This is a genomic window from Chlamydia sp. 12-01 (assembly GCF_042234205.1).
Lineage (GTDB): Bacteria > Chlamydiota > Chlamydiia > Chlamydiales > Chlamydiaceae > Chlamydia.
In genome coordinates this window covers 297,252-310,183 of the sequence record NZ_CP114174.1, presented here as the reverse complement: position 1 = coordinate 310,183, position 12,932 = coordinate 297,252, and the positions used below count along the sequence as shown (strand labels likewise).

Below are 12,932 nucleotides of genomic sequence, written 5' to 3'. Positions count from 1 at the left end.
CGTTCCTGTATAGGAAGAGCGTGCATGTTGGAGAAATTGATAAAAAATTTTGCCACGTATATTGGTATAACGTCAACCCTCGAATTCGATGCTGATGGAGCATATGTCTTGCCTATAAGTGATCTTGTCAAGATACGTGTACTACAAAATGCAGATAATGAAATTGTATTGAGTGCTTTCTTAGGGGAGATATCTCCTTCTGCGGACACAAATAAAGCGTATTTACAGATGATGGTAGCGAACTTGTTTGGTAGAGAAACAGGAGGTAGCGCTTTAGGATTGAATTCCGAAGGCCATGTTGTCATGACACGTAGAATTCCCGAAGAAGTTTCATATGAAGATTTTGCACGTTACGTAGAGAGTTTTATGAATTTTTCTGAAACCTGGCTAGAAGATTTGGGACTAAATAAAGCACAACAAGGACAATAGGCAGCAGGGGTAGAAAAACATGGGTGCACGTTTAATTATTGATAAAGGCCCGTTGTCAGGATTTGTTCTAGTCCTTGAACAAGGAACAAGCTGGTCGATAGGAAGAGATGAGGCGACTAGCGATATTCAGTTAGAAGATCCTAAGCTTGCTGATACTCAGGTTGTTATAACTAAAGAAGACGATCTTTATTATATTACAAATTTAGACATTGCATATCCTGTTACTGTAAATGGACAAGAAATAACAGAGACAACATCTCTACAGAACGGTGATATATTAACGTTTGGAAGCAATCAATATTCTTTTTTCACGAATGAATTTGATCCTGAAGATGTTGTTTACGATTTTGACTTTTCTTCAGAAAATACAACTAATGTCTCGCCTGAACCTGCCGATAGTAAAAAGAAGACGAAGAAGAAAAGTAAGTCTTCACAGGATGATGCAAAAAAACCTTCTTCAAAACAGCAAGATTTTTCCGACTCCTCTCCTTCCGATAAAGATAAAGAACTTGCTGAAGCTTTCTTGGCTTCTGCAAAGTCAGAGAAGAAAACTTCTGGTCAAAAGCTAGATCTAGATAAGGATACGCTACCTGAAGCCGGAGAAAAAAAGAAAAAATCCCCATTAGGGGATGTAAAAAATACTAAAACCCAGCATGCTACTATGGAAGAAAACGGAGCTTTGCCTAATCAAAATCAGCAGCCGTTGCCAGATTCTGATCCTGTTACACAGGATCAATCTATGGAAGGTGATCGGCCTAAAGAAGGTGAGCCTGTCAAAGAATCTCCCGCTTCTAAAGAAGAAGAAGTAACTCCCCCAGGAACTACAACTGATGAGAATCAGGATGTAGAAGAGCCAAATGACGATAAAGAAACTTCTAAAGAAGCGGCTGCCGATAAAGAAGAAGCCCAAGAGAAACCTGAAGAAGAAGAACAAGAGAACCAAAAAGCTGAAAAAGCTGAAGTCTTGTCTCCTTTTAATGTACAAGATCTCTTTAGATTTGATCAGGGTATTTTTCCTGCAGAAATAGATGATATTGTCCAAAAGAATGTTTCAGTAGATCTTTCTCAACCTTCTCGCTTTCTATTAAAAGTTTTAGCTGGGGCTAATATCGGTGCGGAGTTTCACCTCGATACAGGGAAATCCTATATTCTAGGCAGTGATCCTGCATCTGCAGATATTGTCTTTAATGATCTCAGTGTCTCACATCGCCATGCAAAAATCATCGTAAGTAACGATGGTTCTATCATGATAGAAGATCTAGGAAGTAAAAATGGCGTAATAATCGAAGGAAAGAAAATAGAGCACAGCTCTACTTTAAGTTCTAACCAAGTTGTTGCTCTAGGAACAACTTTATTTTTACTGATTGATCATCTAGCTCCTGCAGACACTATTGTAGCCTCATTTGCTCCTGAAGACTATGGTTTGTTTGGTCGTCCTCAAGATGCTGAAGAAGTTGCTGAGCAAGCTGCTCAAGAAGAGGAAGAAAAACGTAAGAGGGCTACGCTCCCTACGGGATCATTCATTCTTACATTGTTCATTGGCGGATTGGCTATACTCTTTGGTATAGGCACAGCATCTCTATTCCATACGAAAGAAGTTGTTCCTATAGAAAATGTAGACTTCCAAGAAGACATTGAGCGTGTAGTAAATACATTCCCAACCGTTCGTTATACATTTAATAAAAACAACGGCCAGCTCTTTTTAATCGGTCACGTGAAAAATAGTATTGATAAAAGTGAGCTTCTCTATAAAATGGACGCTTTGTCTTTCATCAAATCTATTGATGATAATGTCATTGATGACGAAGCTGTCTGGCAAGAAATCAATATATTGTTATCTAAAAAGACGGAGTTCAAAGGTGTAAGTATGCATTCTCCAGAACCCGGACAGTTTGTGATAACAGGGTATTTGAAAACAGAAGAGCAAGCTGTATGTCTCTCTGATTATCTTAATGTGCATTTCAACTATCTTTCTTTGCTTGAGAATAAGGTAATTATAGAATCGCAAATGTTGAAGGCTATCGCAGGTCAACTTTTGCAATCAGGATTTGCGAATATTCACGTAGCCTTTGTTAATGGCGAAGTTGTTCTTACTGGTTATGTAAATAATGCCGATGGAGAGAAGTTCCGTTCTGTTGTTCAGGAGATCTCTACTTTACCCGGTGTGCGCCTTGTGAAAAACTTTGTTGTTTTGCTACCTGTTGAAGAAGGAATAATAGATTTAAATTTGCGGTATCCTAGCCGTTATCGTGTAACCGGATATTCAAAATACGGTGACGTAAGCATTAATGTTGTAGTCAATGGTAGGATTTTGACCCGTGGTGATGTTATCGACGGAATGACGGTAACAAGCATACAACCACACTGTATCTTTTTAGAGAAGGAAGGGTTGAAATATAAAATTGAGTACAATAAATAGCTAATGTTAAGGCTTGTTAATTCTTTTGTATTTAGGAAGAAATACTATGTTTAATATGGAAAATACAGCTGCTAAAGAAGATAAATCTTCTCATCAGCTGTTTGATTTAGAGAAAGATATGCAGGATCTGAGTAAAGCTCAGGAGATCAAAGCTAATGTGCAGGATAAAGTGCAAAAATTGAACGCTTCTCTTCGTGAAGGTTCTGATAAAGCATTTTTTGAGAAGCAACAAGCATTGTTAGCAGGATATCTAGCCCTTCAGAAAGTTCTCGGGCGGATGAACCGCAAAATGGTTTAACAGACTAGATAAGTGGAGAATTTATGAGTAGTGGTAGCGGGAGCAGTTGCTCAGCATTTAATTTTAATGACATGCTTAATGGCGTATGTAAGTACGTCCAAGGTGTGCAACAATATCTAACAGAATTAGAAACCTCAACGCAAGGTACCGTTGACTTAGGTACGATGTTTAATTTGCAATTCCGTATGCAAATTTTATCACAGTACATGGAAGCAGTATCCAACATCTTGACAGCAGTGAATACAGAGATGATTACTATGGCAAGAGCTGTTAAAGGAAGTTAATAAACTAAGAGAAGGATCATGGCAGATTTGGAATTATTTAAAGCAGATTTTGCGTTGTTGTTTGAAGCTGGCATGTTGGCCATTAAACAAGGCGATGAAGAAAGCGCGAAAAAGCTTTTTCAATCTCTACAAATCTTAAATCCTGACCATTATGGTTATGAATTAGGATTAGCATTGATTGACCTGCATAAGATGGAAATTTTTGCTGCAGAAGAGCGATTGAATGCTTTAGCACAAAAAGAAGTCGATAATTGGAGTATTAAGTCTTTCCTTTCACTAACACATATGATGATCGTATTGCATCAGGGAAGCTCTTTTGAAGTGCGTCGTGAAAGCTTAGAAAACTGCTTAAAATTAGCAGATCAGGTGTTAGAAAATTGTGAAATAGAATCAACAAGAATCCTTGCCCAATCTGTTTTAGATTGGCATGATACCCTAGTAGCTAAAAGTGGTGGACCTTTAGGTTAACCTATTTTTTTGGTTCTAAATAAAATACACATGGTTGTTGTCTTATGATAGATCCTTTGCAGCTTTTCCCGAAGCTAGACCCTGATAAAGAAACAGCTTCTATACAAAAGCCTTCAGGAACTCCTTTAGCTAGTGAGCTAAATAAAGAGGTGCCTGCATTTTCTTTAGGAGTGTCAGCAAACGCTCTTAATAACAATGTAGAGGATGTCAAACCTAATCCTATGGCGATGATGCAAGATAGAAATTCTAACATCATCGATCCTGAATTAGAAGAAGCTTTAGATTCTGAAGAGCTCAAAGAGCAAATAAATAATCTAAAAGAGCGTTTATGGGACGCACAATCGACTCTACAAAACCAAGATCAAAATAAGCTATCTCCTGAACATTTCGAAGCCGTCAGTGTGATTATCGATTTAATTAATGGAGATCTTAATGATATAGCTGAGCATACACAGCAAAGTTTACAGGAAAAGACGGAACAGGACAGCGATTCTGTTACACGTAAGATGATCAATTGGGTGTCCTCGGGAGAGGAAGTTTTAAATAGAGCTCTTCTGTATTTCTCTGATAGAAATGGGGAGCGAGAGAACTTAGCCGACTTTTTAAAAGTACAGTATGCTGTTCAAAGAGCAACACAAAGAGCAGAACTCTTTGCTAGTATCGTAGGAACTACAGTAAGTAGTATAAAGACGATAATGACTACACAATTAGGTTAATATGGACGAATTGACGACAGATTTTGATACCCTCATGTCGCAATTAAACGACGTGCACTTAACTACCGTTGTTGGTCGTATCACTGAAGTTGTTGGGATGTTAATCAAAGCCGTTGTTCCTAATGTTCGCGTTGGGGAAGTATGCTTGGTGAAACGTCATGGCATGGAGCCACTCGTTACTGAGGTTGTCGGCTTCACACAAAATTTTGCTTTTCTATCACCATTGGGAGAGCTTTCTGGAGTTAGCCCTTCTTCAGAAGTTATCCCAACTGGTCTACCTTTGCATATTCGCGCAGGTAACGGTCTTTTAGGTCGCGTGTTGAATGGTTTGGGAGAACCTATCGACGCCGAAACGAAAGGACCTTTAGTTGATGTTAATGAAACCTATCCTATTTTCCGTGCACCACCCGATCCGTTGCATAGAGAAAAGCTAAGAACAATCTTATCCACAGGCGTACGATGCATCGATGGTATGCTCACAGTAGCTAGAGGTCAGCGTATAGGAATCTTCGCTGGAGCTGGGGTGGGTAAATCCTCCCTTCTAGGAATGATTGCTAGAAATGCCGAAGAAGCTGATGTTAACGTGATTGCTCTCATTGGAGAGCGGGGTCGTGAGGTCCGTGAGTTTATCGAGGGAGACCTTGGAGAAGAAGGGATGAAACGATCTGTGGTCGTTGTTTCTACATCGGATCAATCTTCACAATTGCGATTGAATGCTGCTTATGTAGGTACTGCTATAGCAGAGTATTTCCGTGATCAGGGAAAAACTGTGGTTTTGATGATGGATTCTGTAACCCGATTTGCCCGAGCATTACGGGAAGTGGGGTTGGCTGCTGGAGAACCTCCAGCTCGAGCAGGATACACACCTTCAGTATTCTCAACTTTACCTAGATTGTTAGAACGTTCTGGAGCTTCAGATAAAGGAACAATCACAGCATTTTATACTGTGCTTGTTGCCGGAGATGATATGAACGAACCGGTTGCTGATGAAGTGAAATCGATTCTTGATGGTCACATTGTCTTATCTAACGCTTTAGCACAGGCGTATCACTATCCTGCTATTGATGTTTTAGCATCAATTAGCCGATTGCTAACAGCAATTGTTCCTGAGGAACAAAGACGCATTATAGGAAAAGCTCGTGAGGTATTGGCAAAGTATAAAGCAAACGAAATGCTTATACGTATTGGAGAATATCGCCGAGGTTCCGATCGCGAAGTGGATTTTGCTATAGATCACATAGACAAGTTAAACAGATTCTTAAAGCAAGATATCCATGAAAAAACTAATTATGAGGAAGCTGCACAACAACTGCGGGCGATTTTCCGATAAGATATTAAGGGTAGAGTGCCGTGCCTAAATACCCGTTAGAGCCTGTTCTAGCGATTAAAAAAGATCGTGTTGATAGAGCAGAAAAAGTTGTTAAGGAAAAGCGACGTCTTTTAGAGATAGAACAAGAAAAATTACGAGAAGTCGAAGCTGCTCGTGATAAAGTGAAAAATCACTATATGCAAAAGATTCAACAACTACGAGAGTTGTTAGATGAAGGCACAACAAGTGATGCTGTTTTACAGAGAAAAGCTTACATTAAAGTTGTTGCTGTACAACTTGCTGAAGAAGAAGAAAAAGTTAATAAACAAAAAGAAAGCGTTTTAACAGCTTCTAAAGAGTTGGAAAAAGCAGAAGTTAATTTGGCCAAACGGCGAAAAGAAGAAGAAAAAACGCGTTTGCACAAAGAAGAGTGGATGAAAGAAGCTCTAAAAGAAGAAGCGCGAGAAATAGAAAAAGAGCAAGATGAAATGGGACAGCTGCTTCATCAGTTGCGCAAGAAAAAACAACGTGAATCAGGGGAATCTAGTTCATGGAATTAAATAAAACATCCGAGTCTTTGTACAATTGCAAGACAGATCACCATTCAGTACAACAAGACGTAGGTCTTGAACCTCAAGATAATCGCGACGTTAAAGTATTTTCTTTGGAAGGCCGCCAACAATCAAAACAAGATCGTCAGGATAAAGTTTCCAATAAGGGTTCTCGTCAAGAATCTCGAGGAGCTGATGATAAGCATGTAGAAGAGAAAACATCTGCTGTATCTTCTAAAGAAGAAGAGAAAGAAGATGGCGATGGCTTCATGGCTTATGACAATCCTACAGCAGGAATGGCATTTGTAGATGTCGCTGCTCCTGTATCTAGTGAAGTCGTTGTAGAAAGTGCTACAGTAGCTGTTGCTAGTGCAGATTTACAGTGGGTGCAAGAAGTTATTGCTAATACTGTAGAATCTATGATGGTTGCTGATGTTAATGGTCAGCAATTAATCGAATTAGTTTTAGATACTGAAGGTAATGTTCCTGAAATTTTTGCAGGTGCGAATTTAACATTAGTGCAATCTGGAACAGACCTTTCTGTAAAATTCTCTAATTTTGTAGATAATGCTCAGATGGCAGAAGCAATGAATCTTATTGTGAATAATCCTTCTCAGCTTGCTGGTTTAGTAGGGGCATTAAAAAATCGTCATTTGAATTTGACAGAATTGACTGTTGGATCAAGTATTGTACAATTGCCAACTGTTGAAGAGGTGCAAACACCTCTACATATGATTGCTGCTACAATTCATCAAAGAGATGAAGAGAAAGATCAAGAAGGAAAAGATCAGCAGCAACAACAAGATCAAGAACAAAACCAATATAAAGTTGAAGAAGCACGTTTATAAAGGCGATTTCTCATGGCAGTAGCAGCGGAGCCTAGCGCTAGTTGGTTAAAATCTAGAAGTGATTTTCTAAGTTCTTTAGTAAAAACGGAGGAAGGAATTACCCTCCCTCCGTTTCCTAAGGATCTATGCCAGCGTAGTTTGAAAGAAAAATTTCGTTTAGAAGATACGAGCCTTACTATTCAACCTCGAGGTTCTCTCTCTGCTGCTCAGGCTGTTCAAGATTTTGGAACACATCTTTTAGTGCAGTCATTTCTAGCACAACCTTTAGATCCTGGAACTTTCTTCTTTGTTACCTCAGAAACGGATCTCCAATCTTTCATGGTTGCTGTATTTAACGATTCCAGTTTAGCCTCCTATTTTTATGAGAAGGATAAGCTGTTAGGATTCCATTACTATTTTTGTGCGGAATTATGTAAGTTGCTCCAAGAATTAGCTTGGTTACCTTCATTGTCTGCTAGAGTTGTAGGGGACGCACGATTTTCTAGTAAAGATCTTCAGGGATCTTATCAAGCTATAGATATCACTTGTGGGTTAGACGGAAAATATACGCGTTTCCGTTTACTGTTCCCAGAAGCTGTATGTGATAGTTGTAAAGAGTTCCTTTCTACATCAGATAAAAATTTCGATATTCATCAATTAGATCCTACGCCTTTAACAATGTCTGTAGAAGTTGGCTATTGCCAATTAACACAAGAAGAATGGCAACAAGTTGTTCACGGTAGCTTTATCCTGTTAGATAGTTGTTTATATGATCCTGATACAGAAGAAAGCGGTGGCTTACTTACGATTCAAGGGCATCAATTTTTCGGTGGTCGCTTTGTTGATCAAACTTCCGGAGAATTTAAAATTACTAGCTATCCAAATTTACAACAGGAAGAACCTGCTGAAGAAACTCCAGAAGTTTTACCCGCAGCACCTTTACCAGGAAGTTGTAAATTAGTAGCAGAAGCTTCCAGATACTCATTAACTGTTGAAGAGTTTTTAAAACTAACTCAAGGTAGTATTCTAAATCTCAATGGTATCCATCCCTCTCGAGGTGTGGATCTGATTCTCAACGGAGCAAAAGTTGGGAGAGGAGAGATAGTGTCTTTAGGAGATGTTTTAGGAATTCGAGTTCTAGAAGTATAAACGCATAATTGTCCCTTATGGATTGTCAATCCGAAATACCTTCCCAGAGCTGGGTAATTGGTGAATACCACATCAAGAAAATCCTCAGCAAGAAAGAGGGAAGTGCGGTATATCAGGGTTTACATCCTGAAACTCTACAACCTACAGCTATCAAAGTCCTTGCAATGCCTTTGGTTGCTGATACCCTACGAGTCCATTCTTTTTTAAAAGAAGCACGGATCGTTGAACAAATCTCACATCCGAATATCGTTAAGTTATATCAATATGGACAGTATAGAGAAGGTCTATATATAGCGATGGAATATATACAGGGAATTTCTCTTCGACAATATATTCTCTCCCAGCTAATTCCTTTATCACGTGCTATTGATATTATCTTACATATTGCCCAAGCTCTTGAATATCTACATAGCCGAGGCATACTTCATAGGGATATAAAACCAGAAAATATCCTTATAACTTCTCAAGGACAAATCAAACTTATAGATTTCGGTCTTGCTGCTTGCTCCATGGATAAGGATACTTGTCCTATATGCTTGGGAACACCATTTTATATGAGTCCCGAACAGCGACAAGGAGATAAAATCTCTGAGAGTTCAGAAATCTATTCGTTAGGCTTAATAGCATACGAATTGATCTCAGGGAATTTAGCTTTAGGTAAAGTTGTTTTATCTTTAATTCCAGATAGGGTGAGTAAGATCCTAGCAAAGGCTTTGCAGCCTTCTCCTAAAGATCGTTACACGTCTATGAAAGAATTCATCGCAGATTTACATAGATATCGTTGTGGCGAAGATCTTCAAAAAGATATGCGCAGTAAAGATCACACCGCAATGGTAAATGATCAACTGTATCATCAGAGATTTTGGTTATCTCCTTCAGAGATTGCTGTTCCTGAATTCCTATCAGTTTCTATACATGAACATGGTTATCCTACATACCCCCACGTGTACTATGAAGGCTATAAGAGCGACGATGCCTTTAGATTATGGTTTTGTTATAGCCTTTCAGGAAATCCAACTTTAGTATTAACTATTATGAAGAGTTTCGTAAATCAATGGGGTCATGAAGATAGCGTTAGAAGTATAATTCGAAAAATACATAGCGAACTAATACGCATAAATGTTCCCATAGATGAGCAAGGAATCTCTTTAGTTTGCGTAACTATCCCGAAAGAAAAAAGGGAACTTTCTTGGATTGCTTGTGGGAAAACTAATTTCTGGTTAAAAAAACAAGGAAAGGTTCCTCAGAATTTTAATACTTCGTCCGTAGGTTTAGGAAAAATTAGTTCTTTACAAATTCAGGAAACCAAGGTTGCATGGGAAATAGGTGATGGAGCAGTATTACATACCTTACAGGCAGACGATTCCATGTCATCTTTACATAGTCCTTTATTCACAGAGTTGAAAGATAGAGGACAAACAGCTATATTCTGCCCAATAGAGAGCGTACAGTTCGGGATATTAGAAAATCATGACGGAAATCTTTGTCCCTCAACACTTATCAGCTTAAAAAGAATCCGGTGAAAATAGTGACGTCGAACATTGGAAGAAAGATCTTACAGGTCGTAAATAAGAAAAAAGGAAAAATAGGAGTACTTTCTATTCTGTTTTTCTTTGACCTGGTTTTACTTGGTGTGAATTCTCAGAAACCACCAACTAACGAACCAAGATCTCGAGCTAAAAACTCCCAAACTGACGAGAAAAGCCAAGTTGCTGCCTGTCCTAAAAACATAGTCAATAAGACATCAGCGAAAAAATCTGAGAGGCAATCTATTGCCAAGAACTCATCGCAGAATCAGCCGCGTCATTTTAAAAAATCTACACAAACATTCTCACCAGGATTTTCTGAGGGCTCTCCATTTGCTAAGCCTGAAGTTAAAAAACATCCTCTTGATAATCGTTATACTCAAACCGCTGCGAAAAAAACCCCGCGTTTCCTTCCTAAACAAGAAGAAAAAACAGAGGTTGTCGAAGAGAAAAGTGAAGATGCACAGATTTGGGAAGATAAGCGTGCTTATGCCAAACGTGCTATAAACGCTATAAACTTTAGCGTAAAAAATCTCGTTGAAGAAAGTGAAAAAAAGAACGCACAGGAAGAAGGCTTTAAAGTTGATAACAAAGCACCTTCACAACCATTAAAAACAAAGTCTCCAGATAAGAAGCCATCTATTGATAAGATAGCTATTCATTCTGATTCAAAGAAAGATGATGAGCAAGCCTCATCATTATTGAAAGGGAAACAAATTACCTGCGAAGATCTTAAAGATAACGGTTATACTGTAAATTTCGAAGATATCTCCGTTCTTGAGCTATTGCAATTCGTCAGTAAGATTTCCGGCACAAATTTCGTTTTCGATAGTAATGACTTAAATTTCAACGTAACGATTGTTTCCCACGATCCTACATCTGTGGATGATCTCTCTACGATTCTTTTACAAGTCTTAAAAATGCATGACTTGAAAGTAGTCGAACAGGGAAATAACGTTCTTATTTATCGTAACCCTCGTCTTTCTAAATTATCCACAGTAGTTACTGATGGCTCTGCAAAGGATAATTGTGAAGCCGTTGTGGTTACCCGCGTATTCCGTTTATATAGTGTACATCCCACATCTGCTGTAAATATTATCCAGCCTCTACTTTCGCACGATGCTATAGTAAGTGCTTCAGAAGCCACTCGGCATGTCATCGTTTCTGATATCGCCGGAAATGTTGAAAAAGTTGGAGAGCTATTAGCAGCTTTGGATAGCCCCGGAACATCTGTGGATATGTCCGAGTATGAAGTGCGTTATGCTAATCCTGCTTCGCTAGTGAGCTATTGCCAAGATGTTCTTGGAGCTATGGCTGAAGACGAAGCTTTCCAGATTTTCATACAGCCCGGAACAAATAAGATTTTCGTAGTTTCCTCTCCTCGCTTAACTAACAAGGCAATACAATTACTAAAATCACTAGATGTTCCAGAAATGGCACATACATTAGATGATGTCACAAGTCCTGCTGCAGCTTTGGGAACATCAGGAGCCGCAAATCCTAAAAGCTTGCGCTTCTTTATGTATAAACTGAAGTATCAAAATGGCGCAGCCATTGCTCAGGCAATCCAAGATATTGGATACAACCTCTATGTAACAACAGCTATGGATGAAGATTTCATCAATACGCTAAATAGTATCCAATGGCTAGATGTTAACAACTCTATCGTTGTTATCGGAAATCAGACAAATGTGGATAAAGTTGTTAGTTTGCTTAATGGTTTAGACCTACCTCCAAAGCAAGTATATATTGAGGTATTGATCCTAGAGACTAGCCTAGAGAAATCTTGGGATTTCGGAGTTCAATGGGTTGCACTTGGAGATGAGCAAGGTAAGGTTGCTTATGCTTCAGGATTGTTAAGCAATACAGGTCTCACTAATCCTGCAAAATCTACAGTACCTCCTGCAAAACCATCTCCAGGAGATATCCCATTACCAACACCTGGTCAATTAGCAGGCATTAGCGATATGATGTATGCATCCTCAGCTTTTGGCTTGGGGATCATAGGAAACGTTCTTAGCCATAAAGGGAAATCATTCCTAACCCTAGGAGGACTTCTCAGTGCTTTAGATCAAGATGGCGATACTGTCATTGTTCTTAATCCAAGAATCATGGCTCAGGATACACAACAGGCATCTTTTTTCGTTGGGCAGACGATTCCTTTCCAAACGACAAGTACTATCATTCAAGAAACAGGAACGGTTACACAAAATATCGAATATGAAGATATCGGTGTTAATCTTGTTGTTGCTTCAACGATTGCTCCGAATAATGTTGTCACTTTACAAATAGAACAAACTATTTCTGAGCTACATTCTGCTCAAGGTACTTTAACACCTGTAACAGATAAAACATATGCAGCTACCCGTTTACAAGTGCCTGATGGATGTTTCTTAGTAATGAGTGGTCATATCAGAGATAAAACTACGAAAATTATCACCGGAGTTCCTCTGCTAAACTCTATACCTTTAATCCGAGGTTTGTTCAGCAGAACAATAGATCAAAGGCAAAAACGCAACATCATGATGTTCATTAAACCTAAGGTCATTAGTAGCTTCGAAGAGGGTACAACGTTAACGAATAAAGAGGGTTACAGATATAACTGGGAAGCTGATGAGGGATCTATGCAAGTAGCACCACGACATGCTCCTGAATGTCAGCACCCTCCCGCATTGCAGGTGGAAAGTGATTTTAAAATGCTAGAAATAGAAGCCCGATAAATGCTATATAGAAAAAATAAGATGATATTCTACGCCATGGAATAGCTTCTGACTCTGTTGTATTTCAGGGGGAAAGCCAAGAAAACATCGTCGGCCGTATGATTGTTGTTTTCTTGGCTTTTTTATTCCCTCAATTCTATACTTATCCTTTCTCTTTTTTTTGCCTAAATAGCTCAGTTGGTAGAGCAACGCATTCGTAACGCGTAGGTCGTCGGTTCGATCCCGGCTTTGGGCAA

General features: G+C 38.9%; 12 protein-coding genes and 1 tRNA gene. All 13 read left to right on the top strand.

The genetic code is table 11. The features are described from left to right. Positions 1 to 24: 24 nt before the first annotated feature. The 13 genes from O1W69_RS01385 to O1W69_RS01325 all read left to right on the top strand — a co-directional run bounded on the left by O1W69_RS01385 (position 25) and on the right by O1W69_RS01325 (position 12,931). Complete coding sequence (locus tag O1W69_RS01385) at positions 25 to 429, top strand: CesT family type III secretion system chaperone (protein ID WP_375793742.1); 405 nt, start codon at positions 25 to 27, stop codon at positions 427 to 429. A 19-nt stretch (positions 430 to 448) separates the two neighbouring features. Continuing rightward, the gene (sctD, locus tag O1W69_RS01380) at positions 449 to 2,848 is read left to right on the top strand and encodes a type III secretion system inner membrane ring subunit SctD (protein ID WP_375793741.1); all 2,400 of its coding nucleotides are present in this window, start codon (positions 449 to 451) and stop codon (positions 2,846 to 2,848) included. 46 nt (positions 2,849 to 2,894) lie between these two features. Beyond that, a complete protein-coding gene (locus tag O1W69_RS01375; protein ID WP_117273728.1) occupies positions 2,895 to 3,146 on the top strand; it encodes a DUF5398 family protein in 252 nt (83 codons plus the stop codon). A gap of 23 nt (positions 3,147 to 3,169) precedes the next feature. After that, entirely contained in the window at positions 3,170 to 3,430 is a 261-nt protein-coding gene (locus tag O1W69_RS01370) for a DUF5407 family protein (RefSeq protein WP_011006005.1), read from the top strand. Between the two features lie 18 nt (positions 3,431 to 3,448). Continuing rightward, positions 3,449 to 3,898, top strand: a complete 450-nt coding sequence (locus O1W69_RS01365; protein ID WP_375793740.1) for a hypothetical protein — start codon at positions 3,449 to 3,451, stop codon at positions 3,896 to 3,898. 44 nt (positions 3,899 to 3,942) lie between these two features. Continuing rightward, the gene (locus O1W69_RS01360) at positions 3,943 to 4,614 is read left to right on the top strand and encodes a hypothetical protein (protein WP_375793739.1); all 672 of its coding nucleotides are present in this window, start codon (positions 3,943 to 3,945) and stop codon (positions 4,612 to 4,614) included. Position 4,615: 1 nt separating this feature from the next. Then, the gene (sctN, locus tag O1W69_RS01355; RefSeq protein ID WP_375793738.1) at positions 4,616 to 5,944 is read left to right on the top strand and encodes a type III secretion system ATPase SctN; all 1,329 of its coding nucleotides are present in this window, start codon (positions 4,616 to 4,618) and stop codon (positions 5,942 to 5,944) included. A 20-nt stretch (positions 5,945 to 5,964) separates the two neighbouring features. After that, positions 5,965 to 6,483, top strand: a complete 519-nt coding sequence (locus O1W69_RS01350; protein WP_375793737.1) for a type III secretion T3S chaperone — start codon at positions 5,965 to 5,967, stop codon at positions 6,481 to 6,483. Then, positions 6,474 to 7,322, top strand: coding sequence for a DUF5421 family protein (locus O1W69_RS01345; RefSeq protein ID WP_375793736.1), 849 nt, complete (start codon positions 6,474 to 6,476; stop codon positions 7,320 to 7,322). Before O1W69_RS01350 ends, O1W69_RS01345 begins: the two co-directional genes overlap by 10 nt. A 12-nt stretch (positions 7,323 to 7,334) precedes the next feature. Continuing rightward, positions 7,335 to 8,450: a type III secretion system cytoplasmic ring protein SctQ gene (gene sctQ / locus O1W69_RS01340; RefSeq protein ID WP_375793735.1), complete on the top strand. Its 1,116-nt coding sequence runs from the start codon at positions 7,335 to 7,337 to the stop codon at positions 8,448 to 8,450. Positions 8,451 to 8,467: 17 nt separating this feature from the next. Next, positions 8,468 to 9,973, top strand: coding sequence for a serine/threonine protein kinase (locus O1W69_RS01335; RefSeq protein ID WP_375793734.1), 1,506 nt, complete (start codon positions 8,468 to 8,470; stop codon positions 9,971 to 9,973). Beyond that, on the top strand, positions 9,970 to 12,696 hold the full coding sequence (locus O1W69_RS01330; RefSeq protein ID WP_375793733.1) for a secretin N-terminal domain-containing protein: 2,727 nt from the start codon (positions 9,970 to 9,972) through the stop codon (positions 12,694 to 12,696). Before O1W69_RS01335 ends, O1W69_RS01330 begins: the two co-directional genes overlap by 4 nt. Positions 12,697 to 12,858: 162 nt before the next feature. Then, positions 12,859 to 12,931 (top strand) — tRNA-Thr (locus O1W69_RS01325). The last annotated feature ends 1 nt before the right edge of the window (position 12,932 follow it).